Genomic DNA, 26,663 nt, shown 5'->3' with positions numbered 1-26,663 from the left:
GTTGACGCTGTTCCATAAATGATTGACACCGGGGCAAGGCCCGGTGAACTGCGACGCGACCAGGGCTGATCAGGGATCACCATGCCGAACGCCAAAGCCGGTCCGTCCAGGCTCGAACAGAAGCTCCGTGCCGAGATCACGGGCGACGTTTTCTTCGACCGTTTCAACCGCGGCCGTTACGCCACCGACGCCTCGTTCTACCAGGTCATCCCGGCCGGCGTGGTCGTGCCGCGCACCATGGACGAGGCGCTGCGCGCGCTCGCCATCGCCCGCGACGACGGCCGCATCGTCACCCCGCGCGGCGGCGGCACCTCGCAATGCGGCCAGACCGTCAACGAAGGCATCGTCGTCGACTTCTCCAAACACCTGAACCGCATCGTCTCGCTCGACGTCGAGGGACGCACCTGCGTGGTCGAGCCGGGGATCGTGCTCGACGACCTCAACCGCCAGCTCAAGAAGCACGGGCTGTGGTTTCCGGTGGATGTGTCCACCGCCTCACGCGCCACGATCGGCGGCATGGCCGGCAATAATTCCTGCGGCGGCCGCTCGCTGCGCTATGGCACGATGCGCGACAACACGATCGCCATCGATGCCGCGCTCGCCGACGGCACGCTCGCGCTTTTCGGCGAGGTGCCGCGCGATCTCAACGACGTCAATGCGCCGGACAAGACCCGCGCCCTGTTCCGCGACATGCTGGCGCTCGGCGAGCGCGAGGCGGCGGAGATCGCCGACAAGTTTCCGAAGGTGCAGCGCCGCGTCGGCGGCTACAATCTCGATGCCCTGACGCCGCGCAATGCCGCCAACAACCTCGCCCACCTGCTGGTCGGATCGGAAGGCACCCTCGCCTTCTCCACCCGCATCGAGCTGAAGCTGTGGCCGCTGATCCGCACCAAGGTGCTCGGCGTCTGCCATTTCGGCAGCTTCTACGAGGCGATGGATGCCGCCCAGCATCTGGTCAAGCTGAAGCCGATCGCCGTCGAGCTGGTCGACCGCACCATGATCGGGCTAGGCCGTGATATCGCGATGTTCCAGCCGGTGATCGCGGCGGCCGTCCGCGGCGACCCCGACGCCATCCTGGTCGTGGAGTTCGCCGAGGAGACGACAGACGAAAACCTCGCCAAGCTGAAGCAGCTTGGCGAGCTGATGGGCGACCTCGGCTTTGCCTGGAGCAACGAGCCACGTAAATGGGGCGGCGTGGTCGAGATCACCGAGCCCGCGCTGCAGACCGCCGTCGCCGATTTCCGCGCCGCCGGCCTCAACGTGATGATGTCGATGAAGGAAGCCGGCAAGCCGGTGTCGTTCGTCGAGGATTGCGCGGTGCCCTTGCCGCATCTCGCCGACTACACCGCGCGCCTCAACGACGTCTTCGCCAGGCACGGCACCCGCGGCACGATGTATGCGCATGCCTCCGAGGGCTGCCTTCACGTTCGCCCCGTGCTGAACCTGAAGCTGGAGAAGGACGTCAAGGCGATGCGGGCCATCGCCGAGGAAGCGTTCGCGATGGTGCGCGAATACAAGGGCTCGCATTCCGGCGAGCATGGCGACGGCATCGTGCGCTCGGAATTCCACGAGCAGATGTTCGGCCCTCGCATCGTCGCCGACTTCAAGGAGATCAAGCAGCGCTTCGACCCCGGCAACGTGCTCAACCCCGGCCGCATCGTCGATCCGCCCAGGATGGACGACCGCACGCTGTTCCGCTATCCGCCGGACTATCGCGTCGACGACATCAAGACCGTGCTCGACTGGTCGGCCTATCCCGGCGCCGCCGGCGGCTTCCAGGGCGCGGTCGAGATGTGCAACAACAATGGCGCCTGCCGCAAGCTCGACGGCGGCGTGATGTGCCCGTCCTATCGCGCCACCCGCGACGAGAAGGATGTCACGCGCGGTCGCGCCAACACCTTGCGGCTGGCGATCTCCGGCCAGCTCGGCTCCGGCGCGCTGTCCTCCGACGAGATGATGGAGACCTTGAAGCTCTGCGTCTCATGCAAAGCCTGCCGCCGCGAATGTCCGACCGGTGTCGACATGGCCAAGATGAAGATCGAGGTGCTGGCGGCGCGCGCAAGCACGCATGGCCTCACGCTACGCGACCGGCTCGTGGCCTATCTGCCGCGCTACGCCGATCTCGCCGCCCGCTTCGCGCCGCTGGTGAACCTGCGCAATCAATTCGCGCCGTTGCGCGCGCTGATGGAGCGCGTCGCAGGCATCAGTGCCAAGCGCAAGCTACCCGCGTTCCGCAGCGACACTTTCCGCGTCGACGCCGAGGCGTTCGGCCCAGAAAACGGCCGCGAGGTCGTGCTGTTCGGCGACACATTCAACCGCGTCTATGAGCGCGAGAACCTCGACGCCGCGCTGCGCGTGCTGGTCGCCGGCGGCTACCGCGTCTATGTGCCCAAGCCGGCCGATGCCGGCCGCGCCCTGTGTTGTGGCCGGACGTTCCTCTCCGCAGGTCTCGTCGACGAAGCCAAGTCGGAGCTGCAGCGCCTGGTCGACACCTACGCGCCGTTTGCGTCGCGCGGCGTGCCGATCATCGGACTGGAGCCGAGCTGCCTGCTGACGCTGCGCGACGAATTGCTGTCGCTGCGCAACGACGCCACGGCCAAGACGATTAGCGCCCACGCCCTGCTGCTGGAGGAGTTCTTGGCGCGCGAGGCCGAGAGCGGCCGGCTCGCCCTGCCGCTTGGTCCCCTGCCCGGCAAGGCCTTGTTGCACGGCCATTGCCACCAAAAGTCTTTTGCTGCGTTCAAGCCGGTCGAGCAGGTGCTGCGGCTCATCCCCGAGCTCGCGGTCGAGGCCATCGAGTCCTCCTGCTGCGGCATGGCCGGCGCGTTCGGCTATGGCGCCGAGACCTACGAGGTCTCGCTGCAGATGGCGGAGGCCTCGCTGCTGCCGGCGGTGCGCAAGGCTGACAGCACGACCTTCATCGTCGCCGATGGCACCTCCTGCCGCCACCAGATCCACGACGGCGCCGCCCGCGGCGCCGTCCACGCCGCGCAGCTCCTGGCGATGAGCCTGGATCGGGCGCAGCCCCGCGCGTAGTTCAAGCGTTGGCAGCCGCGGAGCGCAATCTCGATGTTCGTCATTGCGAGGAGCGAAGCGACGAAGCAATCCAGGGTTTCATGCGTGGCCCCTGGATTGCTTTGCTACGCTCGCAATGACGGCAAGAGCCACCTCATTATTCGTTGAACCGACAAAGGACTCCGACATGGCCGACCTCTCGCTCGACACCGCCCGCAAGATCCTCGATGCCACGCTCGCCAAGGGCGTCGAGAAGAAACTGAAGCCGCTCGCCGTGATGGTGCTCGACGCGCGCGGCTGCCTGAAGGCCGCCGTCGCTCAGGACGGCGCCAGCCTGATGCGGGCCGAGGTCGCGCATGGCAAGGCCTATGGCGCGCTCGCGCTCGGCCTCGGCTCACGCGCGCTGTTCCAGCGCGCCCAGGAGCAGCCCTATTTCATCGATGCCGTCAACACGCTGGCGCAGGGCCGCATGGTGCCGGTGCCCGGCGGCGTGCTGATCATGGACGGCACCACTTTGCTCGGCGCGGTCGGCGTCTCCGGCGACACCTCCGACAATGACGAGATCTGCGCCATCGCCGGCATCGAGGCCGCCGGCCTCAAGGCGAATGCCGGCTGAGCTGGTCGTTGCGTTACCGCGCGTCGGCGATCACCGGCGCGCGAGCCCTCCCGATAATGCCGTGCGGTCCGGTTTCGGCGCGGGGTCGCTCGGTGCTTTGCGTGCCGATAGGGGCAGGCCCAAGGCATCGACGATGGGCATGACAGTGCCAAACTCCGGATTGCCCGTCTCAACGAGCGCTTTGTAGATGCTCTCCTGGTCGAGGCCCGCCTTTTTGGCGATCTCGGCCATCCTCCGTGCAGGGCGACGAGGCCAAGCGCGCCTCGCACAACATCAGCATCATCGGATTCGATCGCTGCAGCGGCGCAGATCGTGATCACCGGGCAAGGCACGGCAATGCGTATCAGGAGTCGAAGCGGGCACTCGCCGCACCGGCAGACGATTTCGACGTCGTCCCGGTTCCCGAGGACACGCGCGACGGCCTGCATCGCTGAGCTTAACAAGAGTTCATCGGGAGCGGACATTCGCGGCCGAAACATTGCCGGCCGCAGAACGTTTGTACGACGGGGTGCACGGAGAACCGGACATGCCTCGGATCAGAGCCCGCACCGTCATCATCACCGGCGCTTCCGCCGGGGTCGGCCGCGCCATCGCCAAGCGCTTCGGCGAAGCAGGCGATCGTGTCGGCCTGATCGCGCGCGACGAGGATGCCTTGCGCGACGTTCAGCGCGAATTGCAGGCGCGCTTCGTTCATGCCGAATATGAATCGGTCGATGTCGCAGACGCGCAGGCCCTGCTCGATGCCGCCGAACGGCTCGAGGAGCGGCTGGGACCGGTCGATATCTGGATCAACGATGCGATGGAGACGGTGTTCTCGACCGTCGCCGACATCACTCCTGAGGAATTTCGGCGCGTCACGGAGGTGACCTATCTCGGGTTCGTGCATGGAACGATGGCGGCGCTGCGCTCGATGCGCCGGCGCGGCGAGGGCCGGATCATCCAGATCGGCTCTGCGCTCGCCTATCGCGGCATTCCTTTGCAGGCGGCCTATTGCGGCGCCAAACACGCGATCCGCGGCTTCACCGATTCGCTGCGCGCCGAGTTGATGCACGAGCGCTCGCGCATCTCGCTCAGCATCGTCGATCTTCCCGCGGTCAACACGCCGCAATTCGACTGGGCCCGCGCGCATCTCGCGCACACGCCGCGGCCGATGGGACGGCCGGTCGAACCCGAGGTGATCGCGGACGCCGTCTACCGCGTCGCCGATGGCGGCTTTCGCGAATATTGGATCGGCTGGCCCACACTGCTCACGATCCTCGGCAATGCCGTCGCGCCCGCTTTGCTCGACCGCTATCTTGCCGCCAAGGCGATCGCCGGGCAGCAGACCGATGTGCCGCTGGTGCCCGACCGCACCGACAATCTCGACCACACGGTCACGCGCCTGCACCGCACCCGCGGGTCGTTCAGCCAGGGTGCGGCCCAGCAGGCGATGCTCGTGCCGGGCGACGTCGCGCGGGCCGCGACGGTCGCGATCGGGGCCGCGATCTTCTTCGCGCTCGGGGCCACAATGACCCGGCGGCGGTGGCGTTAGGCCACGTGCCGCAATGCTGCCCTTGCGCGACCCCAGTCAAATGCGTTTCTCTGTTCCGCGGCTTCAAGTCCGGTCCGGAGAGTCTCCATGACCATCGAGAGCATCAGCGCGATCACCATCGCCACCCACGACATGGCCCGCGCGGTCGCCTTTTATCGCGCGCTCGGCTTCGACGATATCCCCTATGGCGGCGCGGAGTCGCCGTTCACGACCTTCCGCGTCGGCGCGGGTTATCTCAACCTGATCACGATGCCGGAGGACAAGCAGTGGAGCTGGTGGGGCCGCATCATCTTCCATGTCTGGGACGTCGACGCCATCTATGCCAAGGCGCTGGCGGCCGGCTTCGCACCCTCGACCACACCGCGCGATGCGGAATGGGGCGAGCGCTATTTCCACCTCACCGATCCCGACGCTCACGAGCTGAGCTTCGCGCGTCCACTCGGCACATGAGTTAGCCGAGCTCGAACGTCGTTACGCCGAACACCCGCTCGATCCGCAGCGGCGCGATCGGCCCGGTGTACATGCGCGCGGTCTCGAACACCGGCTTGAGCCCGAGGCCTTCGGCGAGAGCCACTGCCTCCGCATTGATTGCGGGCACGTCGAGGAACACCTCACCCTCGCCCGTCGTGTGCAGCAGCGCAGCAACGACAGTCTCGGCATCGCTGCGACGATCCGCAACCAGCGGACCAATCTTGTAGCCTGTGCGACAGGGGCGGATCACGCCCCACGCCACCAGCTCACCGCCCCTGACCAACGCCCGACCGACGTGCTGGGGCGTGCCGATCCAGGTCTGCAGGAACGCGCGTCGCTGCGCCGGAAACACGGTCGCGTCCGAGGCTTCGATCTGCGACATCGGCACGTCCGCCAGCGCGACGAGATCTGGCCCGACCGTGGCCGGTCTGGCGGAGGGCCGCCCGCCACAGCGGATGTTGGCATAGGCGTAGCCGAAGCCTGACTTGCGATAATTGTCCTGCTGAGCGATCACGCCGTCGAGGCCAACGACCCGCGCCCCCGCATGCGCCATCGCCGCCTGCCACAGCCGCAGACCGTATCCCCGCCCGCGCATGTCCGAACGGACGATGTAGAAGCCGAGAAAGGCAAAGCGATCGTCATAGTTCACACAGGACACGGTCGCCACCGGCTCGCCCCTGAGCTCGGCGACGAGGAAGCCCTGCGGATCGACCGCCGCGAAGCAGGCCGCGTCGGAGAGACCCGGATTCCAGCCTTCGGCCGCAGCCCAGTCGACCGCGAGAGCAATCTCGTCGGCGCGCATAGGGCGAATGGCTAGGCCATCGCCGTCGAATGCAAGATGTGAGGTCATGGCGTCATGGTAGTCCCGCCCCACGCAATCCGCAGCAGGAAATGCTCACGCAGTGAGACTTTGCCCGTCGGGTTACTATGTCGCACCCTCCGGGCCGTTGTGTCGTCGGGCAAATCAGGCGCACATTTTCCGCTGTCACGGCCCACGAGAGGGGCGCCTCGCGATCGTCACGAGCGTTGGACCGTTGATGCGATGGCCGTCGCGGCATCAGGCGCGTTTGCGCAAGACGACTGGTGACGTGGCGGACGGCGAAATCGTGTGGTCCTGACATCCCGACGCTGATGTCAACTCACGACGAAGCTTGGCTTCGCGCGAGGATGGTGGCCAGAAAGCCCGGCGCACCAGGGAGATCACGTATAAGCCGTAAGCCCATCGCGCAGGGAAGGCCGGAAGTTGCGGCCAAACCTGTGGTGACTGCCGCCTGCTTTTCTTCCTGCAGGCGGGCCATGGGGGCGGCGAGCTCCCGGCCTTCCCTGCGCCCTCTTCTTCAGAGGGCGGATGTCAGATCAACAACTCGGGCGCGACGCGCCGCGAGATCGCGGATGTATGTGTTCAGTTTGACGACAGCAAAGATGTTGGGAACGCTCGGGCATCTCAACCGGCGTCATTCCGGGACGCGCCTGAAAGGCGCGGGCCCGGAATCCATAACCACGATCGGGCGTATGGTTTCCGGGCTCGCGCTGCGCGCGCCCCGGAATGACGCCGAATTGATAGTGGCGAGACTACTTACCCGGCCAGACCGGCTTGCGCTTCTCGGCAAACGCCTTCAGCCCTTCCTTGGCGTCCTCGGTCATCGCGAGCAGCGCGATCTGGCTTTCGAGATAGGCGATGGACTCGTCGAACGACATCGAGGCGATCGCGCGCATCGCATATTTGCCGCGGCGGATCGCCGTCGGCGATTTGTCGACGATGCGGCCGATCAGCCAATCGACCTTGGCGTCGAGCTCGGCGGCCGGGACGACGTGATTGAGCAGACCTGCGGACTGAGCGGCCTTGGCGTCGAACGGCTCACCCGTCAGCGCCCATTCGTTGACGAGCCGCGGCGGCGCCATGCTCTGCAGCAGGCTCAGCACCTGCATCGGGAATACGCCCACCTTCACTTCCGGCAGGCCGAAGATGACGTGATCGGCAGCGACCGCCATGTCGGTCATGCACAGAAGGCCCATGCCGCCCGCCATGCAGACGCCGCCGACGCGCGCGATCGCCGGCTTGGTGGCGTTCTGCGACAGCCTGAGCAGATCGGCATAGTCGACATTGGGGCGCGAGAAATCCATCGCGAAGGCCGCGCCCGAGTTCTGCAGGTCGGCGCCGGCACAGAAGGCCTTGTCCCCTGCCCCCGTCAGCACGATGACGCGTATCTCAGGGTCCTCATGCGCCTGGCGATAGCCGCGCGAGATCCCGGCGATGACGTCACCGTTGAGGGCATTGCGTTTCTCCGGACGGTTGATGGTGATCCAGAGGGCCTGCCCGCGCTTGTCGAGAATCACGCTGTTATCGGTCATCGCCTTGCCTGTCGCTTGCTGTCGAATGCGAGATTGTCGCGGGATAGCGGCGGGGAGCAAGGAAAACTTGCGTCAGGAGGCCGCGCGGCGGCCGATCTCGGCGATGGCGTCGCGCAGCAGCGGGCGCACCGGTTCGAACTGGCCGTCGCGCAGGAACGCGATCGTCTGCCGGACCGAGGTGGGGTGCACCAGCAGGCCCATATGCGACGCCTTGATCACCGTGTAGTCGGTCATCTCGGCGAGCTTGCAGCTCTCGACCGAGACGCGGCCGTCATTGGGCCATGGCAGCAGAAACAGTCCGGAGATCGGATCGAGGAAGCGGCTTCCGGCGATCACGCCGATCTCGTAGTCCGCCGGCGGCAGCGATGCGAGCGCTGCGCTTTTTGTCGTCACCAACTGCAGGCCTGCAGGACCGAAATAGGCGCGGTAGAGCCCGACATTCTGCAGCCGGTCGGCGAGTTCGCTACCGCCATTGGGCGTGCCCAGCATGACGACGCGGCCGAGCCGCCGTGGACGGTGATGGGCGATGGTGACGCGCGCCAGCAGCCCGCCCATCGAATGGGTCACGAAATGGATCGGTCCGTCGAGGCTGTGGGCAAAGTCGCTGATGGCGGGATGGATGTCCTCAGCCAGTTCCTCCAGCGGCTTCTTGCGGCTCTCATAGTCGAGGTTCAGCGTGGCGAAGCCCGCGCGCTGCAGTCGCTTTTCCAGCGGGCGCAGCATCAATGAGCGGCCGGCGATGCCATGCAGCAGGACGACCCCCGCGTCGCGGGGGCCATGCTCCTGGCGAAATCGGCGCGGCGATGCCATCACGCCACTTCTCGTTCCTCGGGCTCGCGTTCCGGAGCCGCGGCCTTGGCAGTCTCTTCGGCCAGCGCCTTGGCGCCGACATAGTCGGTCTTGCCCGAGCCGAGCAGCGGAATCTTGTCGACCACCATGACGACCGCCGGAACTGCAAGCTCGGGCGCGCCCTGCGCCTTGGCCTGGCGCTGCATCGCCGCGCGCTCGGCGTCCTTTTGCGTCGTGATCAGTACGATGCGCTCGCCCTTGCGCTCGTCGGGGATCGACACCGCGACGGAGGCGGCCTGCGGCCACAAATTCGCGGCGATCTGCTCGACCACCGTGAGCGAGACCATCTCGCCGGCGATCTTGGCGAAACGCTTGGCGCGGCCCTTGATCGTGATGAAGCCCTGCTCGTCGATGGTGACGATATCGCCGGTGTCGTGCCAGCCCTCGGGCAACGCTTCGAGCACGCCGGGATTTTCGGCACGGACATAACCGAGCATGACGTTGGGACCGCGGACCGACAGCCGGCCGCCCTCTTCGATGCCCGGCACCTTGTCGAGCCGGTACTCCATCAGCGGCGACAGGCGGCCGACGGTTCCGACGCGGTTGGCCATCGGCGTGTTCATCGCCAGCACCGGCGCCGTCTCGGTGACGCCATAGCCTTCGAGAACACGGATGCCATAGCGCTCCATGTAGATCTGCCGCGTACGGTCCTTGACCGGCTCGGCGCCGGCGATGACGAGCCGCAGGGTGCGGAAATCATAGGCATGAGCGGATCGTGCGTAGCCGGTGAGAAACGTATCGGTACCGAACAGAATGGTCGCGCCGGTCTGGTAGATCAATTCCGGCACGATCCGGTAATGCAATGGCGACGGGTACATATAGATCGGGATGCCCGCCAACATGGGCATCATCATGCCCCCGGTGAGGCCGAAGGAGTGGAACACCGGCAGAACGTTGAACACAAGATCGTTAGCATTGGCATCGACCCGCGCCAGCGCCTGGGCAGCATTGGCCAGGATGTTGCGGTGGGACAGCACCACGCCCTTGGGCGTGCCCTCCGAGCCCGAGGTGAAGAGGATCACGGCCGGATGATCGGCATTGCGGGCGACGCGCGGCTTGGTGCCGTCGAGGATGCCCTTGAGCTTGTCGACGGCGCTGACGGATGTCTTCACATCCTCGAGGTAGACGAGCCGTGCCTGCCCCTCGATCGCGGTGATCAGCTTGTCGAGCTTGCCCTTTTCAATGAAGGCGCGCGAGGTCAGCACAGTCGTGACCTGCGCGGCCTTCATTGCCGCAAGCACGTTCACAGGGCCGGCCGAGAAGTTCAGCATCGCCGGCACCCGGCCGATCGACTGCAGCGCCATGAACACGACGGCGACTCCGGCGGAGTTCGGCAACAACACACCAATGTTCTCGCCGACCATGGTGCCATGTTCGAGCTTGCGGCTGAGGAACTGCGCGCCCAGCAGCAGCTTGCGATAGGTCAGCTTGGTGCCGAGCGGATCCTCGATCATCACCTTGCCGGTGTCGTGGTCGCGATGGGCATGGGCCAGCGCCTCGAACAGCGTGCGGTCGAGCATCGCGTTCTTGACCATCGCCTCGATCATGACGTCCTGCAGCGCGGCGCCGGCGGCGTTGCGGCGGGTCTTGCCCTTCAGCGATGCGTCGACGTTCAGCTTCACCGGCGGCAGGATCGTCACCGTCACCTTCGGGAACCACGAGCGCTTGATCTGGCCGTCCTTGAGGTAGCTGAGATGCGAGCGCTGCGCGCCCTCGATGCGCACGGGCACGACGACGGCGTCGGCCTTGTCGGCGATCATCGCGGTGCCGTCATAGACCTTCATCAGCGAGCCCGAGACCGTGATGCGGCCCTCGGGGAAGATCACCACCGGCTCCTGGCTCGCCACCAGCTTGATCAGATCACGCGCGCCGAGCGGCTTCGTCGGATCGATCGTGATGTGGCTCACCATCTTCAGGAAGATCTTCGCCCACCAGGCCTTCGAGATGCCGGTGTCAACGGCGAAGGTCGCATCGATCGGCAGCACGGCGTGGAGCAGCGGACCGTCGATCAGGCTGACATGGTTCGGCGCGATCAGCATCCGGGTGCCCACCGGCGGCAGGTTTTCCAGGCCGCGCACCTCCGTTCGGAACAGCGCACGGAACAGCATCGCACCGAAATCGCGCACGCCTTCGCGGCCCCACTTGGTCAGTACGAACCAGACAGCGCCGAAGCTTGCCAGCGCGAGGCCGAAGAAGATCCAGGCGATCGAGACGCCTGCGGCCTGAAGACCGGCCACGCCGAGCGAGCCGACCACCATGAACGCGGCCTGCAGCACATTGCCCGCAGCGATGACACGGGCGCGTTCGTTGGGCTCAGACCAGGCCTGGACGGCTGCGAATGCCGGCACCACGAACAGGCCGCCGCCGAAGGCGAACAAGGCAAAGTCGATCAGCATGCGCGCTCCGGCCCAAGAGCCGATGAAGCCGAGCGGCGCGACATCCTTCGCGGTATCCGTGGTCGCAATCGCCCAGGACAGATCGAGACCAAGCACGCCCATGACGATCGCGCCGATCGGCACCAGAGCCAGGTTGGGGCGAGCGTGGCTGAGGCTGGCGGCGAACAGCGAGCCGATGGCGATGCCGATCGCGAAGATCGCGAGGCACAGCGTGACGACGCCCTCAGTGCCGCCGACGACATCCTTGACCAGGGCCGGCAGCAGCGACAGCACGACGGCGCCGACCAGCCAGAACCAAGACACGATCACCATGCCGTCCCACAGCCGCGGGGCGGCATACAGCGACTTGAGAAGATGCGAGGTCGAGGTCCAGGGATTGGCCGTGATGCGCAGTTCGGGCGCCGACGGCGCGGTGTGCGGAATGCGCGAGGCCGAGGCCCAGGAGATCACGGCAAGCCCGATCACTGCGAGCGCGACCCATCCCATATGCGACGAGCCGGAGACCAGCTGGCCGCCGGCGATCGTGCCGATGAGGATGGCCATGAAGGTGGCGCCTTCCACCAGCGCATTGCCCGTGGCGAGCTCGCCGACGGTCAACTGGTCCGGCAGCATCGCGTATTTCACCGGACCGAACAGCGCCGCGATGACGCCGAACATGCCGAGCGCGACGAACAGCAGCGGGACCGAATGCAGGAAGAAGCCCAGCGCTGCAAAACCGGCGGCGAAGATCTCCGCAAATTTCAGCCGGCGTGCGACGACGCCCTTCACATAACGATCGGCCAATTCGCCGCCGAGACCGGACAGGATGAAGAACGGGAAGATGAAAACTGCACCGGCGACCGTCACGAGCGCATCGCCATGCGACGCAACGGCGCCGTAGAGCAACATGATGACCAGCGCGTTCTTCAGGACGTTGTCGTTCAGCGCCGACGCGAATTGCGCCCAGAACAGCGGAGCAAAGCGGCGCGACGACATCAACTGCTTGATCATGGTCGTTTCCTGCTGTGTTGCGGCGCATGTGCCGCCGATAGCGCGAGGTTGAAAACTTGCTGCTGAAATGGACACTCGTCCGACACGGGCGCGGCGTTACGCGCCGCTCCGTCCCGGTCTGCCGTATCGGCCGCTCCGCCGCGGACGCCGCGACAACAAAGCCATCGTGTCGGCCAGCGTGAAGGAGGACCACACCAGCGCCACGAGCCCCGCCGCGTGGCGGCCAGTCGAGCGGCAACGCAACGCTGCCAGCCCCGACCAGCACGAACGATATTGCGAAGGTCATGTGCAAAAAGCTTATCCGGAGCGAGGACAGCTGCACGCATGAGGTGAGACGTGAGGACATGGTGACCGCTTCGTTGCGCAGGAGCCGGGGATTTGAGCCGTCAACTCAGTTCGCGGAGGTAGTGAAAGCAACCGAACAGGCTGCTGCGGCGGAGCCAGCGCCCTTCGCGGCCGGCGGCGCGATAGAGCTGGTTGCCGGCTTTCCACCGTGTGCGTCTTGCCGCCAGCAGGCCGGCGACATCACAGGCGTTGGCGATACGCTCAATGCGCGCCACCATCAGGTGAGACGCTGCGCGCGCCAAACCGTTCATCAAGACTTCCGACGAGGTCGACAAAAATCGCGGACTGGAGAGGCTGAGGACCGACATTGAAAACTTCCCGTTTTGAGCATCGCTCAAAACGAATACCTCGGATTTGAGCGGCGCTCAAGAAAAATCCGCAAGGGAGCCCGCCGGTGGGTAAACGAAATCTTCCCGGCGCGCGAAAGCAGCGCGCACCGGGACATCAAGAATTTGAAGTTATTGGTGTTTTCTGACTGTTACGCGACCGACTTCCGCAGCCAAACCTTGTTGTCATGGAAGGCCGCGCCGCCGATCGGTGCGACGGTATCGGCGCCCGTGAGCGTATTAATGCCGCGGCCGCCGGCATGAGCGCGGTTGGGATGGATCGATTCGGCGATCAGCACCCCGCGGCGAACGCCATCGAACAGCCGCGCCGTCAGCGACGTCTGCCCGCGCGGACTGCCGAGCGTCACCAGGTCGCCATCGACGATGCCGAGTGGCGCGGCATCGAGAGGATGGATCATCAGCGACGGCGTCCCTTCCCTCGCCTGAGAGGAAGGGGTCTCGTTGAACGACGTATTGAGGAACGATCGCGCCGGGCTTGTGGCGAGGCGGAACGGATGCTCCTGATCGACCTCCTCCGTCACGGCCCAATGATCCGGCAGCGAAGGCATGCGCTCAGGGTTGCCCATGACCCGGCCGAATGGCGGGTGCGCCCAATCCGCCCTGAAGTGGAACTTGCCGTCCTGATGCGCGAAGCCATCGAGATAATGCGAGGTGCGGAAATCGGGCTGCAGATCGCGCCAGACATCGGCTTCGAGCGCGGCAATATCGCCGTGACCGCTCTTCTTCAGCGTCGCATCGATGAGTTCGCGCGGCGTCATCTCGAAACCCGGGTGAACCGCACCAAGCCGGCGCGAGAGGCCCTGCAGCACCTCGTGGTTGGAACGGCATTCGCCCGGGGGATCGATCAGCTTCGGGCCAACGGAAATATGCTGGTGACCACCGCCGTAATACAGGTCGTCGTGCTCCATGAACATCGTCGCCGGCAGCACGATATCCGCCATCAGCGCCGTCTCTGTCATGAACTGCTCATGCACCGCGACGAACAGGTCCTCGCGCGCGAAGCCCTCCCGGACCCGTTCCTGTTCAGGCGCAACGGTCATCGGATTGGTGTTCTGGATCAGCATCGCCTTGACCGGGGGGCCGCCGCACAGCGCCTCGCGATCACCGGTCAAGATGCGCCCGATCTGCGACTGGTCGAGATAGCGGGTCGAATGATCGATCGCGTCATGTCCCTCGATGATCGACTCGTCGAAATGCCACAGCGCGGCATTGTTGAAGAAGGCGCCACCGCCTTCATACTGCCAGGCGCCGGTCACGGCGGGAATGCAGGACGCTGCATGCATCTGCGTCGCGCCGTTTCGACTGCGCGTGAAGCCATAGCCAAGGCGGAAAAAGGTTCGCTTGGTCTCTCCCACCAGCTTCGCAAAGGCCTCGATCTCGGCTACGGGAACGCCGGAGACCTGCGACGCCCATTCCGGCGTTCGTGTCTTCAGATGCGCCTCGAGCTCATCCGGACAATCCGTGTACTTCGCCATGTAGGCGCGGTCGGCATGCCCGTCGCGAAACAACACATGCATCACGCCGCAGGCAAATGCGCCGTCGGTGCCGGGACGCAGGATGATCTTGATGTCAGCCTGCTTCATCGTTTCGTTGTCGTAGATGTCGACCGCGGCGATCTTGGCACCCCGCTCCTTCCGCGCGCGCGCGGCATGGGTCATGACGTTGACCTGGGTGTTCACCGGATTGGTGCCCCAGATCACCACCAGGTCCGACAAAGCCATCTCGCGCGGATCGACACCGGCAATCTTGCCGGTCCCGATCGCGAAGCCGACGCGGGCGACATTGGCGCAGATGGTCGAGTAGAACCGCGAGTACTTCTTGACGTGGGTGAGACGGTTGAGGCCGTCGCGCATGACGAGGCCCATCGTGCCGGCGTAGTAGTACGGCCAGACCGACTGAGCACCAAAATCCCGCTCGGCCTCCGAAAACCGCATGGCGGTCTCGTCGAGCGCCTCATCCCAGGTGATGCGCGCAAATTGCCCCGAACCTTTCGGGCCGACGCGACGCATCGGATGCATCAGGCGGTCAGGATGATGAATGCGCTCGGCGTATCTTGCGACTTTCGCGCACACCACGCCGGCCGTATAGGTCTGTCGCTTCGAGCCGCGAACGCGGCCGATCGTCTTCTCGTCGATCACCTCGACGTCGAGCGCGCAGGCCGAGGGACAATCGTGCGGACAGGTGGAGTGGCGGATATTGAGGCGGGTCTGCTGGTTCATGCGGGATTGGTAACACCAAACATGTCTCTCGCCGAGAGCATTCGCGAGGCATTCGCATGAACAAGATTCGTGCGCCGAGGGATAGCGCGGGAGCAGGCGAACTCGCTGCACCACCGATGTCCTCGGTCGCAGTCACCGCGAGAGAAGGCGAAGTCTTCCGCACGATCGAGCGAAAACCCGCGATCCCGGCTTTGCAACGCAGCACAAGGACTCGTCGAGCAACGGGCCTTTTGGGTTGTCAAACCGGTTTCATATACTAATATATCAATCTTAGGAAACGCCAGATGCCCAGTCGAGGCCCAAGGAAATTGGCCCCTGTGCCACGCCCTGTGTCGGCACGTGTGCGCCGCAGCAGCCGGCCTCGCGGCGCGACAGTTGCATCGCGCATCTATGCCGATCTCAAGGTCGAACTCGTGTCGCTTGTGCGCCTGCCCGGCGAGCCTGTCTCAGAAGCCCGGATCGCGTCCGCCTATGGCGTCAGCCGAACCCCGGTCCGCGAGGCCATCCTGAAACTCGCGGATGAAGGACTGGTCGAAATCTTCCCTCAGTCCGGTATTTTCGTCTCGCGCATTCCGGTCGCTGCGCTCCCCGAGACGATCATCATCCGAAAATCGCTCGAAGAGACCACGGCCCGCATGGCGGCCGAGCATGCCACGTCGACCAAGCTTCTCGACCTCCATACGACCCTCGAGCGCCAGCGCGATTCCTGCGCTGCCAAAGACCGCGAGGCCTTCCATCAGGCCGACGAATCGTTCCACGCTGGAATTGCCGAGGTTGCCGGTTATCCCGGGATCTGGAAGCTGATCCAGCAGGTCAAGGTGCACGTCGACCGTTATCGGCGGCTAACCCTCCCGCAGATCGGACGGATGGCTGAAGTGGTTGCCGAGCACGAGCAGATCTTGCAAGCGATCGAGCGGCGCGACCCGGAGGGTGCCCGGGCGGCGATGGCAAGTCATCTCGAACGGCTCCTCGGCGACATCTCTGAAACTCAGACGCTGAACCCGGAATACTTCGCTCAACCAAGCTAACAGGCAGCCGCGCCTTGGCCGCGGTCGCAGCACATGCCAATGTCCGTGGGAGCGGCGCCATGAAGAGACGCGACTTCGTCAAATTGAGCATGGGCTTTGCGGGCCTTGCGAACCTGCCGACCGTCTCGAATGCGCTCGCGCAAGCAACGGCCGCGTTCAAGGCGGCCGATGTTCAGCCGCCGGGCTATCCCACTGTGGTCGCGACGGAGAATCTTGGCAGGAAGCTCACAGCCTCGACCAATGGCCGGCTTTCGATGCAGATGTATCCGTCCGCCCAGCTCGGCGGCGAGAAGGACACGATCGAACAGACCCGAACCGGGGCTATTCAAATGCTGCGTGTCAGCGCCGGCTCGCTCGGACCAATCGTCGACGACGTCAACGTCGTCAACATGCCGTTCCTGTTCAGGAGCATCGCGCACTCTGAAAAGATGATGGACGGTCCGATAGGTCAGGACCTTCTCGATCGTGTCAGCACCGATCCCAATGCCAATTTGGTCGCGCTTTGCTGGATGAATTCGGGTGCACGCAGCATCTACAACACCAAAAAGGCGATCAGAAGGGTCGAGGACGTCAAGGGTCTCAAGATCCGCGTGATCAGCAATCCGATCTTCATCGATATGATGAATGCGCTTGGCGGCAACGGCGTCGCGATGAGTTATGAACAGGTCTTCAGCGCGCTGCAGACGGGGGTGATCGACGGAGCGGAGAACAACTTACCGAGTTACGTCTTCAGCAATCAATACACGGCGGCGCGATACTACTCCCTGACGCAGCATCTCGTGATCCCGGAGCTGCTCGTCTTTTCGAAGCGAGCCTGGGCGACCTTGTCGACCGATGATCAAGCGCTGATCAAGAAGTTCGCGCGCGAAGCCCAGGTCGAGGAGCGCGACCTCTGGAAGGCCTATGAACGGGAAGCGATGGAAAAGGCGAAGGCTGCAGGATCCGAGATCATTGAGATCGCCGACAAAGCGCCGTTCCAGAAGGCCGTCAAGCCGGTCTGGGACAAGTATGGTCCGAAGTACCAAGAGATGATCAAACGCATCCAGGACATCGCGTAGGCCGAATCGGGCCGGCGGGCGCCCTGCCCTGCTCCGTCACCAGACAGCGACACACTTGGCGCGGTTCAGAAGCAGCCCTACTCGTCCTCTTGCTGGGCGGCTTCCGCCAAGCCGCGGAGCGGCTCTGGATTGAGCAGGACGATCGCCCCATGCTCGAGCCGCACCCAATCTCGCGCGGCCCAGGCACGCAGCTGCTTGTTGATGCTCTCGCGGGTCATGCCGACCATCTCGCTGATCTCCTGCTGCGTGATGGCGATGGTGCGGCTGGCGGGGTCCAGCTTGCGCTTCTCCGTCAGGCCGAGCAGAGCGCTGGCCAGACGACGTGGAAGGTCTTGGAGGATCACCTGCTCGACCTGATCGCTGGTCCAGCGCAGCCGATCGCAAAGCAGCTCGATGAACTTCATCGCCAGGACGGGCTGGCTCTTCACGAACGGCAGAAACTCGCGGCGATCGATCACCAGGATCTCGCAGTTCGTATTGGCGGTGGCGTCCGCCGTCCGTTCCCTTCCGTCGAGCACGGCGACCTCCCCGAAGAGCTCGCCTGCGCTGATCAGGTTCAGGATTGCGTTGCGGCCGTCCGGCGACGAAACACTGATTTTCACGGTCCCGCTGATCACGGCATAGAGGCTCGAACCGGGATCGCCCTTCGAGAAGATGGTGGCGCCACGCTTCAAGGAGGTCGGCTTGGCGTAGCGGCAGAGCTGATCGAGGGCATCGGCCTCGAGTTCGCGGAACATCGGATGCTGCCGCAATACGGACAGCTTGCCGCTGCTGGACGAACGAACGCTGCCCCTCTTCTCCTCAGTCACACCGCATCTCCCAGGCGTCCGCATCCCCCGGCGGCCAAGGGGTGGCGTCGCAAGCTGGTGGTGCGCCCTCGATGTCGGAGGACGACGGTCGCGCCGACGTCCACCGGCAAGGACGATCCCATCGGCTTTCGATAGCCGGCCCCTCGATCTCCGCTCACCTTCCGAATACGGCAGATCGGCAGATTGTCCAGGAAAATGCAACGCCGGGCGTCTCGGCAGAAGTCAAAACGAGACGTCCCCCGACGGCACGTGGTCCGGCGGGGAGTCTGAACGCCTTATTGCAGCGCGGCTATGCCCGCTTGGTCGAGAGGACCTGTAGGCCTGCTCGGGAAGCTGCGGCTTCATGCACGGTGCTTTGTCTGAGAATCAGCCCACAGCAGAACGGCAGCGAAGGCAACGAAAACACCCACCACAGCAACACTGACCATCACGGCGTCGAACGGCATGTCTCTCTCCCCATTTTTGAGTTGGAGACATTCTTCCCGAGCACCCGCGCGTCCGTCTTTGATCCAGATCAATGCCGAGGCGCGCCCCACATCCCGCGGGGATGGTCAGGCGGCAGCCAGCGCCTCGGCGCGTGCGGAATCGCGCAGCGATACGCCGCCGGGAAGGATGGCGATGATCCCCTCCCGCTCCAGCTTGGTAAAGGTTCGACTGACCGTCTCGATTGTGAGGCCGAGATAATCCGCGATATCCTGACGAGACATCGGCAACGGCACGATGTTGGAGGGGCCGCGCAGCTCGACCAGCCGGTCCCGCCAGCCGACCAGGAACGTAGCGACCTTTTCCTCGGCCGACCGGCGCCCGAGAAGAACCATGTGGTCGCGCGCTTGATTGAGCTCATGCACGGCCAGTTCGTTCATCCGGCGCAGGAGGTTCGGCTTGTCCTCGGCAAATCGGCCGAACGGTCCCCTGGCGAATTGGCACACGGTGACGGGACCAATCGCATCGGCGGAAAATCCATGCCTTTGCTCGGTCGTCATGCCGACGAAATCGCCAGGAAGCGCGAAGCCCACGATCTGTCTGCGGCCGTCGGGCAGAAGCTTGTACAGCCTCATCACCCCGTCCAACACATTGTAGAAACAGGACGACATGTCTTCCTGTGAAAAGATCGTCTCGCAGGTCGAGAAGTGCGCTCTGCGGCTGAGCTGTTCGAACTCACGCATTTCGAACTGGTCGAGCGACGCACAGACGCTGAAACCGCGCACGGCACAATCCGCGCAGGCTTGGCCATGGAAATCGACTGCAACGAGAGACGTCTTCATACAGGGGCTCCGCAGGGCCAAGCGCAAGAGGAATGGCCGCATTCTAGCGGATGCGCCAAGTTCCGATTGATTCAAATCAAACGAACCGACAATGCGGGCCCTATCGTGACCAATAACAGCAGCCTCCCTATGCGGACATTTTGAATGCAACGCCTCGTTTGGTGTCATCTTCTCGTGGCGATGTCGCTCGCATCGCCATCATACGCAGCTTCGACGCCGGAGCAGCGCGGGCGGGCGTTCGCAAAGGTTCATTGCGCCCGGTGCCATGCCATCGGCCGCACCGGCGACAGCCCCTTCGAGCCGGCTCCGCCATTCCGGACATTGCACCTCCGTTACCCCGTGGAAACCTTGGGGGAAGCGCTGGCGGAGGGCATCGTCACTGGCCACCCGGCGATGCCGCAATTCGAACTGACACCGCCGCAAATCAACGATTTCTTGTCGTATCTCAAGAGCCTCGAATGAGCGTTCGGACCTCCCGGGATCAGAGCGCCTGAACTGTCCATGAAAGGATGGACTTGGCGGCTCTGCCGAATGCTGCGTCGAAGGCGGCGACAGCCTCGGTGGGATTGATCTGCGCAATCGGCTGCGTCTCATCGAACAAGCGCGAAGCGACGACCTTCCCGCTCTTTTCCACCAGACGCGCCGACAGCCCGATGTCCGCCTTGGCACCGCCCTCGGTATCGATGCGGAAGCGCCGGATATCGATCACCAGCTGAACGTCCGGCTGGCCGAGGTCCGAGGCGCGCAGTGGCGCGTGGGCCACGTCATAGTTCTCAAACGTGTCGATCAGCCGGGCCTGGACGAGCTTTGGGATGCTGTCGGCCCAGAGGAATTCGGCAAAGCCGGGGACCTCCCGGATGGGTGAGAACAGCATGCGCTGCGTCTGCAACATCGCAACCGCGGTCGGCTCAGGGATCGCGAGCTGCCCCTTGATCGTCCTGCCGACGGGACCGACGTCTCGCGGCGCCGTCAGATCGTAGGTGATCTTCTGCACCGGCGTGCCGCCGCCGGTCATTTTCTCGAGCCCGGAGACGATGCCATCGAGCTTCCCGGTGTTTCTGGCGAGCCCGTCAGAGAATGTCTTGAGATTGGCGATTGTGTCCTTCAGCGGTCCGGCATTCTCCGCCAGCACGGCATCGACACGGCGCAAGGCGTCGCGGGCAGCCTGCGTCATGCTCTGACCGGCCCCCTGCTCTGCGATCAACGTTGACACCGCCGCCGCGGCGCCAGACGCCCCGCCTTCCAGGGCGATCACAGGCACGCCCGTGAGTCCCTGAAATTCGAGGCCCACCTTCGTGTCCACCCGCACCGGCGTGGCCGATGCCACCGAGATCGTCGCATTCACGCGGCGAGGGTTGTCAGGCGCCAGTCCGAGCTCCGTCACCTCCCCAACGCGGATTCCGTTGAACAGAACTGCGGCACCAACCAGCAGGCCCGGCACCGATCCTTCGAACTGAACGCGATAAGTTGTGCGCGGCCCGAGCCCACCGGTGTTGTTGAGCCAGTATACGAAACCAAAGATCGCGACGATGGCCGCCAGCACGAAGCCTCCAATGACGGCGAATGGCGCACGGGTTTCCATCTCTCAACTCACTTTCGGTTGCAGCATCTGGGATCGCTTGCCATGGAAGTAGGCTTTGACCCAGGGATGTTCGGATCTCAGAAGATCGCTCATCGGGCCGATGGCGACGATCTTTCCGCCCGCGAGCGCAGCGACACGATCGCAAACGGTGTTGAGGCTGGCGAGGTCATGAGTGACCATGAACACCGTCAGGCCAAGTGTCTGCTGAAGCGTCTTGATCAGGGCGTCGAAATCGCCGGCGGAGATCGGATCGAGACCGGAGGTCGGCTCATCGAGAAAAACGATGGCGGGATCCAACGCGAGCGCTCGTGCCAGCGCGGCACGCTTGGTCATGCCGCCCGAAAGCTCGGAAGGAAACTTGTCGCCATCCTCGGCCCGAAGACCGACCATCTCGAGCTTTGCTATTGCGATCTCGTCCATCAGGCTCTGCGACATCTGCAGGTTTTCCCGCAGCGGAAACTGCACGTTCTGCTTGACCGTGAGCGAGGAGAAAAGAGCGCCCTGCTGGAACAGGATCCCCCAGCGGGTCGCGACGTCCTGCGTCGTGCGCTCCTCTGCACCGCCGAGCTGGACACCCATCACCTCAATGGTCCCGCTACGGCGGGGAATGAGCCCGATGATCGTCCTCATCAGGACGGATTTTCCGCCGCCGGAGGCGCCCACCAACCCAAGAATCTCACCGCGGCGGACGTCCAAAGACAGTTCGTTGAGAACGACCTGCCGGCCAAATCCAACCACGAGATCGGTGACGCGGATCGCGCTGGACACGTCGAGATCATCCATCGGCTACATCCCGATCGATGCAAAGAAGACGGCGAACAATCCATCCAGCACGATGACGAGAAAGATCGATTTCACCACGGACGTCGTCGTCTGCTGCCCCAGCGATTCGGCGCTGCCTTTGACCCGAAGGCCTTCGCTGCATGCGATGATGCCAATCACCAAGGCCATGAACGGCGCCTTCAGGATCCCGACCTCGAAATGCGTGACCGAGATCGCATCATGCAGCCTGGCGATGAATATCTCGGACGCCATGCCACCGTAGAGCTGAGCCACCAGGCCCCCGCCGTACAGACCCGCCATCGAACCGATGAAGGACAAGATCGGTAAGGTCAGGATCAATGCGACGATGCGAGGCAGAATCAGCACCTCGACGGGATCGAGCCCCATCGTGACCAGGGCGTCGATCTCCTCGCGCATCTTCATCGATCCGAGTTCGGCCGTGTACGCACTTCCTGATCGGCCGGCGACCATGATCGCGACAATGAGAACGCCGAGCTCCCGCAAGACCAAGATGCCGACCATGTCGACGACATAGGATTCCGCACCGAAGCGTCGAAAGTGGAAGATGCCCTGCTGAGCGATGATCGCGCCGATCAAGAAGGTGATCAATATGACAATGGGGATCGCCTGCCAGCCGATCCGATACATCTGATAGACGAGAGAGGTGACGCGCAGCGATCGTGGCCGGCGCAAGGTGCGAAGCAAGGCAAAGGACAGCGCGGCCAGCATGTCCAGGAACACCGTCACGTCCTTGGATGCGCCCAGAGAGGAGCGGCCGAGATCGGTCAGCTTGGCAACAATCGGATTCTGCTTCGGTACCGGCTCGATCACGCGCCGGTTGACCTGCCGCACCTCTTCGACGAGGCCGGCATAGTTGTCGGCAATGCCGGTGACTTCGACCTGTTTTCCGCCAATGGTGGCGCGGCGGCTGAGTTTCTCGAGCAGCCAAGCGCCGACGGTATCGATCTCGCTGACAGCAGCGAGATCGAGCTTGACGGCCTTGGCTCCATCGATACCGCTATCTACTGAGTCCGTCAGGCTTTCGAGTTCTGTGACATTGAGGGACACCCACGATCCGCTGGGACGGAGTTCGAGCACCTCCTGCGACGAAGCAGCGGTCAGTCCCGGATGCGCACGCAATTGAACGTCTCCCTCAGTCGGCGAGCCGACGCACGCTCGTTCCTAGAACTCGCAGAACCGTCTCGCTTGATCTGCGTCAAACGGCGAGACGCTCAGGGTTGAGCGAGATCAAGCCTCTGGCACCCCCAGGTTCTACATTGAATTCGGCGGAGGACAAACCATGGTCACCGACGGGACGGCGCTCCGAAACGAGCTGCAGCACTTGACGCGTGAACTCAGCAATTTGGTGGAGAAGGCGAACGCATCTGGCGGCGGAACGAATGCACAGTCGATAGCGGGCGCGTTTGCAGCAGCGATCAGTGGTCTGGACACGAGAGACGCCGCCTCTAGAGCTGAGCACCTGATCAAGACCCGCCCGATTGCGACGGTGGCTTCAGTTTTCGCGCTCGGGATGGCGCTCGGCCTCCTGTTGAGGAGACACTAGATGGACACTGAGAACGTCGTCAAACATCTTCGCCTGCTCTGGCGCACGGACCGGGTCATCGCCGACATCAGGCTTCGCCACCTGCTCGTCGGGCTTGGCTTGCGCGCATTCGCCGCTCTGATCGCAGTCTTCGGTCTCTTGATGTTCGAGCTGGCAGCCTATCTTGGGCTCGTCCAGATCACATCTGCCGTGGTCGCCGCCGCAGCACTCGGCGGTTGCAACATCGTGATCGCGGCGCTGCTTCTGATCATAGCGTCCCGCGCGCCCTCCGGCCGCGAGCTCGAGTTGGCGAACGAGATCCATTCATCATCGATGGACGCATTGCAGCTCGAAGCGCGATCGTTTCAGTCGCAAGTCTCGAACCTGATCAACCATCCACTCAACAATCTGATTCCGTTGCTCATCGTTCCGATTGCAACGATGATCATCAAGACGCTCCGCACGCAGGGGCATTCGGAGAGTGAGGCTTCGGGGTCTGCCGAAGCCTCGCATTCCGATTGAAGGATCAGCCGCTCATCTCACCGACCTACAGCCGCAGCTTGACGTTACACAGGTCGCGTTCGGTCGGGTCGGTCTTCACTTCGAACCCGAGATTGCGGCACATCTCCAGCATGACGATGTTCTCCTGCAGGACATCTCCGGAGATCATTTTAAGGCCTTCCGCCTTGGCATATTCGATGATCAGCTGCATCAGCGCCCAGCCGAGGCCTCGCCCCTTCAGATCTGACCGCAGCAGAATGGCGTACTCGCCGCTCTCATAGACGGAATCGGAATGAATCCTCACGACGCCGACCAACTCATTGGTTGATTCATCCAGAGCAACAAATGCCATGGCACGAGCGTAGTCGAGCTGCGTCAGACGAGCGATGAACTCGTGCGTGAACTCCTTCATCGGCGCGAAGAAGCGCAAGCGAAGGTCCTCGGCCGTCACGTGCTTGAGGAACTCGTGGATGACGGGCTCGTCCTCGGGGCGGATCGGACGGGCAAAGATCCGCCAGCCATCCTTGACCTGGAGATGCCGCTCCCATTGGGTTGGATAGGGGCGCACGGCAAAGTTCGCGTGACCCGAGCCCTTGAACCTCGGCGGCACTTTCCCGACCGCGACGCGCGCGTCGACCGCCAGGACACCACTCTCATCGGCGAGCAACGGATTGATGTCGAGTTCCCGGATTTCGGGAATGTCGGCTGCAAGTTGCGCGAGCTTGACCAGGACCAACGCGACAGCATCTGGCTTCACCGCGGGAACGTCCCGATACGCCTGCAGCAGCCGCGAGACCCGCGTCCGATTGATGAGATTGCGCGCCAGATGAAGGTCGAGCGGTGGCAGGCCCAACGCCTTGTCGTTGATGATCTCGACCGCGGTGCCGCCACGGCCGAAGACGATCACGGTGCCGAATGTTGGATCATCGGCAAGACCCATGATCAGCTCCCGCGCCTTGGCCCGAAGGACCATCGCCTGTACGATCACGCCGGAGATCCGGGCGTCAGGACGCACCGCCTTGGCGCGCGCGATGATCTCGTTCGCGGCGTTCCGCACCGCCTCGGCCGTGGTCAGGTTGAGCACCACGCCGCCGACGTCGGATTTGTGAACGATGTCGCGCGAGAGCACCTTGAGCACGACTGTCGCACCTTGAGCAAACAGCCGATTGGCATAGGCAACCGCCTCATCGACCGATGACGCGGCGAATGTCGGGACCATCGCGATGTCATATGCTTCCAGCAGACGGCTGATCTCGACGGGATCGAGCCAGGTTCGGTCGTCGGCAAGCGCTGCCGCAACAATTTGGCGGGCAGTCTCGACATCGGGGGCAAACGAACTCGGCATCGCCGGCGGGACTGCCGCGAGAGAGTCGACCACCTCCCGGTGGCGCACCAGGTGCATGAAGCCTCGGACGGCGTCATCCTCGGTCGGATAGTTCGGAATGCCGCCACCGCTCAAGGTCTCGATGACCGTCTGTTCCGCACCGACCCATGCGGCCAACACCGGCTTGGCCCAGCGTCTGTGCTGCTTTCGATAGTTGCTGACGAATTCCGTCACGGCCGTTGCGATCTCGCTCGCCGAAGCGATTGCAGTCTGGACGTTCATCACGAGGATTGCATCATTGGCCTGGTCGGCGAGCAGCGCCTCCAGCGCCCGCGTATACCGCTGGGCGTCCGCATCCCCGACGATGTCCACCGGATTGGATCCGGACCAGGTCGCGGGCAGGACAGCATTCAGCTTGTCATGGACCGCAGGCGACAGCGCTGACGGGATGCCGCCGAGTTCGACCAGCCGATCGACTGCGAGCACGCCGATGCCGCCGCCATTTGTCAGAATGGCAAGCCGCTTGCCCGTCGGCGACTCCACCCGTCCCAGTGTCTCCGCGCAATCGAACAGCTCGCGCAGATCCGAAACGCGCAACACTCCGGCCCGGCGGAAGGCGGCCTCGTAGACCGCGTCTGCTCCCGCGAGAGCACCTGTATGCGTTGCCGCGGCCTTCGCAGCGATGGCGCCGCGGCCCGACTTGACGACGACGACCGGCTTGACCCTGGCCGCCGCTCGCGCGGCAGACATGAATTTCCGGGCGTCCTTGATCGCTTCGATGTAGAGCAGGATGGCCCGGGTTCCACCATCGAGCGCAAAGTGATCGAGCAGATCCGCGAGATCGACATCCAGTTGATCTCCGATCGACACGATGCCGGAAAATCCGACACCGCGCTGGGCTGCCCAGTCGACCATTCCGGCGGCAATCGCGCCGGACTGCGAAATCAGTGCAAGATTGCCCGCACATGGCATATGCGCCGAGAACGACGCATTCAGCTTGATGGTCGGCATCATGATGCCCAGGCAATTCGGGCCGATGAGCCGCATGCCATGCCGTTGTGCGGCTTTCTCTGCCTGGTCGGCGAGCGACCCTGTCCCGTGACCCAGCCCCGCCGTGATGATCAGGGCTCCGGCGGCCCCCAAGGCGCCTGCACGATCAACGAGAGCGGGAATCGACGGAGGCGGCGTCGTGATCACCACGAGTTCAGGAACGAACGACAGATCGTCGAGAGCTTTGACGGCAGGAATGTCCGAGATCGCCGGATAGCGCGAATTGACCAGACCGATCTGGCCCTCGAACCGGGCCTTGATGATGTTGTCGAGAATCGCTTTCCCTACGGAATTCGGCCGTGGACTTCCTCCGAGCAAAGCGATGGAGCGGGGCAGCAGCAGGTTCCGCAATCGGTAGGTCGACATTTTGATGATCCAAGGTCAGGCGGCTTGCCGCGTCGGCATCTTAGTTTCAATCCAACGCGGGTCTAGCGCGACTTATCACCCCAGCACCCGGGTCACGATGCATCCTGCTGCCGCAGCTTGCAGCACGCGTGATAAGCTCCTGGCCGCGATGGGGACCTTGACCGAGGTCAAGCGGCGGAAGACGTGAATGCCCTATGTCCTCCGCGCAACATGAGCCGGGAGG

Annotated in this window: 23 protein-coding genes; 10 read left to right on the top strand and 13 right to left on the bottom strand. The window is 64.0% G+C overall.

The window, feature by feature from the left end; translation table 11 throughout:
- The first annotated feature begins 81 nt into the window (after positions 1–81).
- Positions 82–3,036 carry an FAD-binding and (Fe-S)-binding domain-containing protein gene (locus ACQR1Y_RS08010; protein WP_434876386.1) on the top strand — a complete coding sequence of 985 codons (2,955 nt, stop codon included), beginning with the start codon at positions 82–84 and terminating at the stop codon, positions 3,034–3,036.
- Positions 3,037–3,202: 166 nt separating this feature from the next.
- Entirely contained in the window at positions 3,203–3,631 is a 429-nt protein-coding gene (locus ACQR1Y_RS08005; RefSeq protein ID WP_434876387.1) for a GlcG/HbpS family heme-binding protein, read from the top strand.
- 30 nt (positions 3,632–3,661) lie between these two features.
- Here the strand turns inward: ACQR1Y_RS08005 and ACQR1Y_RS08000 are convergent, their stop codons facing one another.
- Positions 3,662–3,862 (bottom strand): DNA-binding protein, encoded by a 201-nt coding sequence (locus tag ACQR1Y_RS08000; RefSeq protein ID WP_434876388.1) that lies wholly within the window; start codon positions 3,860–3,862, stop codon positions 3,662–3,664.
- Between the two features lie 5 nt (positions 3,863–3,867).
- Between ACQR1Y_RS08000 and ACQR1Y_RS07995 the strand changes: the two genes are divergently transcribed.
- The 3 genes from ACQR1Y_RS07995 (at position 3,868) to ACQR1Y_RS07985 (ending at position 5,612) form a co-directional block, all read left to right on the top strand.
- Positions 3,868–4,065, top strand: a complete 198-nt coding sequence (locus ACQR1Y_RS07995) for a hypothetical protein (protein ID WP_434876389.1) — start codon at positions 3,868–3,870, stop codon at positions 4,063–4,065.
- 92 nt (positions 4,066–4,157) lie between these two features.
- Positions 4,158–5,162 carry an SDR family oxidoreductase gene (locus tag ACQR1Y_RS07990; protein ID WP_434876390.1) on the top strand — a complete coding sequence of 335 codons (1,005 nt, stop codon included), beginning with the start codon at positions 4,158–4,160 and terminating at the stop codon, positions 5,160–5,162.
- 87 nt (positions 5,163–5,249) lie between these two features.
- Positions 5,250–5,612, top strand: a complete 363-nt coding sequence (locus ACQR1Y_RS07985) for a VOC family protein (protein ID WP_434876391.1) — start codon at positions 5,250–5,252, stop codon at positions 5,610–5,612.
- 1 nt (position 5,613) lies between these two features.
- Here ACQR1Y_RS07985 and ACQR1Y_RS07980 read toward each other — a convergent pair whose 3' ends face one another.
- From ACQR1Y_RS07980 to ACQR1Y_RS07955, 6 genes are all read right to left on the bottom strand, one after another.
- Positions 5,614–6,483, bottom strand: coding sequence for a GNAT family N-acetyltransferase (locus ACQR1Y_RS07980; protein WP_434876392.1), 870 nt, complete (start codon positions 6,481–6,483; stop codon positions 5,614–5,616).
- 722 nt (positions 6,484–7,205) lie between these two features.
- On the bottom strand, positions 7,206–7,985 hold the full coding sequence (locus ACQR1Y_RS07975; protein ID WP_434859404.1) for an enoyl-CoA hydratase/isomerase family protein: 780 nt from the start codon (positions 7,983–7,985) through the stop codon (positions 7,206–7,208).
- Between the two features lie 72 nt (positions 7,986–8,057).
- Positions 8,058–8,795 carry an esterase/lipase family protein gene (locus ACQR1Y_RS07970; RefSeq protein WP_434859403.1) on the bottom strand — a complete coding sequence of 246 codons (738 nt, stop codon included), beginning with the start codon at positions 8,793–8,795 and terminating at the stop codon, positions 8,058–8,060.
- Positions 8,795–12,220: an acyl-[ACP]--phospholipid O-acyltransferase gene (locus ACQR1Y_RS07965; protein WP_434876393.1), complete on the bottom strand. Its 3,426-nt coding sequence runs from the start codon at positions 12,218–12,220 to the stop codon at positions 8,795–8,797. The genes ACQR1Y_RS07970 and ACQR1Y_RS07965 overlap by 1 nt, the downstream gene beginning before the upstream one ends.
- A 386-nt stretch (positions 12,221–12,606) precedes the next feature.
- Complete coding sequence (locus ACQR1Y_RS07960) at positions 12,607–12,873, bottom strand: hypothetical protein (protein WP_434876394.1); 267 nt, start codon at positions 12,871–12,873, stop codon at positions 12,607–12,609.
- Positions 12,874–13,043: 170 nt separating this feature from the next.
- Positions 13,044–15,131 (bottom strand): molybdopterin oxidoreductase family protein, encoded by a 2,088-nt coding sequence (locus tag ACQR1Y_RS07955; RefSeq protein ID WP_434876395.1) that lies wholly within the window; start codon positions 15,129–15,131, stop codon positions 13,044–13,046.
- Between the two features lie 341 nt (positions 15,132–15,472).
- On the opposite strand from ACQR1Y_RS07955, the gene ACQR1Y_RS07950 reads away from it, so the two are divergent.
- Complete coding sequence (locus ACQR1Y_RS07950; protein ID WP_434859398.1) at positions 15,473–16,159, top strand: GntR family transcriptional regulator; 687 nt, start codon at positions 15,473–15,475, stop codon at positions 16,157–16,159.
- A gap of 14 nt (positions 16,160–16,173) precedes the next feature.
- A complete protein-coding gene (locus ACQR1Y_RS07945) occupies positions 16,174–17,217 on the top strand; it encodes a TRAP transporter substrate-binding protein (RefSeq protein WP_434876396.1) in 1,044 nt (347 codons plus the stop codon).
- A gap of 77 nt (positions 17,218–17,294) precedes the next feature.
- Here ACQR1Y_RS07945 and ACQR1Y_RS07940 read toward each other — a convergent pair whose 3' ends face one another.
- Positions 17,295–18,026 (bottom strand): Crp/Fnr family transcriptional regulator, encoded by a 732-nt coding sequence (locus tag ACQR1Y_RS07940; protein WP_434859396.1) that lies wholly within the window; start codon positions 18,024–18,026, stop codon positions 17,295–17,297.
- Between the two features lie 551 nt (positions 18,027–18,577).
- Positions 18,578–19,291, bottom strand: a complete 714-nt coding sequence (locus tag ACQR1Y_RS07935) for a helix-turn-helix domain-containing protein (RefSeq protein ID WP_434859395.1) — start codon at positions 19,289–19,291, stop codon at positions 18,578–18,580.
- Between the two features lie 144 nt (positions 19,292–19,435).
- Between ACQR1Y_RS07935 and ACQR1Y_RS07930 the strand changes: the two genes are divergently transcribed.
- Positions 19,436–19,753 carry a c-type cytochrome gene (locus ACQR1Y_RS07930; protein ID WP_434876397.1) on the top strand — a complete coding sequence of 106 codons (318 nt, stop codon included), beginning with the start codon at positions 19,436–19,438 and terminating at the stop codon, positions 19,751–19,753.
- A 19-nt stretch (positions 19,754–19,772) separates the two neighbouring features.
- On the opposite strand, the gene ACQR1Y_RS07925 is transcribed toward ACQR1Y_RS07930, so the two are convergent.
- Genes ACQR1Y_RS07925 through ACQR1Y_RS07915 form a run of 3 tightly spaced genes read right to left on the bottom strand, consistent with a single transcriptional unit; the run spans position 19,773 to position 22,796 of the window.
- Positions 19,773–20,873 carry an ABC-type transport auxiliary lipoprotein family protein gene (locus ACQR1Y_RS07925; protein ID WP_434876398.1) on the bottom strand — a complete coding sequence of 367 codons (1,101 nt, stop codon included), beginning with the start codon at positions 20,871–20,873 and terminating at the stop codon, positions 19,773–19,775.
- 3 nt (positions 20,874–20,876) lie between these two features.
- Positions 20,877–21,656 (bottom strand): ABC transporter ATP-binding protein, encoded by a 780-nt coding sequence (locus tag ACQR1Y_RS07920; protein ID WP_434876399.1) that lies wholly within the window; start codon positions 21,654–21,656, stop codon positions 20,877–20,879.
- A 3-nt stretch (positions 21,657–21,659) separates the two neighbouring features.
- Positions 21,660–22,796 carry an MlaE family lipid ABC transporter permease subunit gene (locus ACQR1Y_RS07915; RefSeq protein ID WP_434876400.1) on the bottom strand — a complete coding sequence of 379 codons (1,137 nt, stop codon included), beginning with the start codon at positions 22,794–22,796 and terminating at the stop codon, positions 21,660–21,662.
- Between the two features lie 160 nt (positions 22,797–22,956).
- Between ACQR1Y_RS07915 and ACQR1Y_RS07910 the strand changes: the two genes are divergently transcribed.
- Both ACQR1Y_RS07910 and ACQR1Y_RS07905 read left to right on the top strand, forming a co-directional pair.
- Positions 22,957–23,220: a hypothetical protein gene (locus tag ACQR1Y_RS07910; RefSeq protein WP_434876401.1), complete on the top strand. Its 264-nt coding sequence runs from the start codon at positions 22,957–22,959 to the stop codon at positions 23,218–23,220.
- Positions 23,221–23,721, top strand: coding sequence for a phage holin family protein (locus ACQR1Y_RS07905; protein WP_434876402.1), 501 nt, complete (start codon positions 23,221–23,223; stop codon positions 23,719–23,721).
- A 25-nt stretch (positions 23,722–23,746) separates the two neighbouring features.
- On the opposite strand, the gene ACQR1Y_RS07900 is transcribed toward ACQR1Y_RS07905, so the two are convergent.
- Positions 23,747–26,440, bottom strand: a complete 2,694-nt coding sequence (locus tag ACQR1Y_RS07900; RefSeq protein WP_434876403.1) for a bifunctional acetate--CoA ligase family protein/GNAT family N-acetyltransferase — start codon at positions 26,438–26,440, stop codon at positions 23,747–23,749.
- Positions 26,441–26,663 lie beyond the last annotated feature (223 nt).

This window comes from Bradyrhizobium sp. HKCCYLRH3099, assembly GCF_051167855.1.
GTDB lineage: Bacteria > Pseudomonadota > Alphaproteobacteria > Rhizobiales > Xanthobacteraceae > Bradyrhizobium.
This window is presented reverse-complemented; position numbering and strand designations above follow the sequence as displayed.

What these genes read in the sequence shown, in the direction of transcription:
- ACQR1Y_RS07925 (WP_434876398.1), bottom strand. Translation starts at nt 20,873, where the DNA reads ATGGAAACCCGTGCGCCATTCGCCGTCATTGGAGGCTTCGTGCTGGCG.
- ACQR1Y_RS07985 (WP_434876391.1), top strand. Translation starts at nt 5,250, where the DNA reads ATGACCATCGAGAGCATCAGCGCGATCACCATCGCCACCCACGACATG.
- ACQR1Y_RS07935 (WP_434859395.1), bottom strand. Translation starts at nt 19,291, where the DNA reads ATGAAGACGTCTCTCGTTGCAGTCGATTTCCATGGCCAAGCCTGCGCG.
- ACQR1Y_RS07980 (WP_434876392.1), bottom strand. Translation starts at nt 6,483, where the DNA reads ATGACCTCACATCTTGCATTCGACGGCGATGGCCTAGCCATTCGCCCT.
- ACQR1Y_RS07965 (WP_434876393.1), bottom strand. Translation starts at nt 12,220, where the DNA reads ATGATCAAGCAGTTGATGTCGTCGCGCCGCTTTGCTCCGCTGTTCTGG.
- ACQR1Y_RS08005 (WP_434876387.1), top strand. Translation starts at nt 3,203, where the DNA reads ATGGCCGACCTCTCGCTCGACACCGCCCGCAAGATCCTCGATGCCACG.
- ACQR1Y_RS07930 (WP_434876397.1), top strand. Translation starts at nt 19,436, where the DNA reads ATGCAACGCCTCGTTTGGTGTCATCTTCTCGTGGCGATGTCGCTCGCA.
- ACQR1Y_RS07900 (WP_434876403.1), bottom strand. Translation starts at nt 26,440, where the DNA reads ATGTCGACCTACCGATTGCGGAACCTGCTGCTGCCCCGCTCCATCGCT.
- ACQR1Y_RS07910 (WP_434876401.1), top strand. Translation starts at nt 22,957, where the DNA reads ATGGTCACCGACGGGACGGCGCTCCGAAACGAGCTGCAGCACTTGACG.
- ACQR1Y_RS08010 (WP_434876386.1), top strand. Translation starts at nt 82, where the DNA reads ATGCCGAACGCCAAAGCCGGTCCGTCCAGGCTCGAACAGAAGCTCCGT.
- ACQR1Y_RS07905 (WP_434876402.1), top strand. Translation starts at nt 23,221, where the DNA reads ATGGACACTGAGAACGTCGTCAAACATCTTCGCCTGCTCTGGCGCACG.
- ACQR1Y_RS07970 (WP_434859403.1), bottom strand. Translation starts at nt 8,795, where the DNA reads ATGGCATCGCCGCGCCGATTTCGCCAGGAGCATGGCCCCCGCGACGCG.
- ACQR1Y_RS07975 (WP_434859404.1), bottom strand. Translation starts at nt 7,985, where the DNA reads ATGACCGATAACAGCGTGATTCTCGACAAGCGCGGGCAGGCCCTCTGG.
- ACQR1Y_RS07920 (WP_434876399.1), bottom strand. Translation starts at nt 21,656, where the DNA reads ATGGATGATCTCGACGTGTCCAGCGCGATCCGCGTCACCGATCTCGTG.
- ACQR1Y_RS07990 (WP_434876390.1), top strand. Translation starts at nt 4,158, where the DNA reads ATGCCTCGGATCAGAGCCCGCACCGTCATCATCACCGGCGCTTCCGCC.
- ACQR1Y_RS07960 (WP_434876394.1), bottom strand. Translation starts at nt 12,873, where the DNA reads ATGTCGGTCCTCAGCCTCTCCAGTCCGCGATTTTTGTCGACCTCGTCG.
- ACQR1Y_RS07955 (WP_434876395.1), bottom strand. Translation starts at nt 15,131, where the DNA reads ATGAACCAGCAGACCCGCCTCAATATCCGCCACTCCACCTGTCCGCAC.
- ACQR1Y_RS08000 (WP_434876388.1), bottom strand. Translation starts at nt 3,862, where the DNA reads ATGGCCGAGATCGCCAAAAAGGCGGGCCTCGACCAGGAGAGCATCTAC.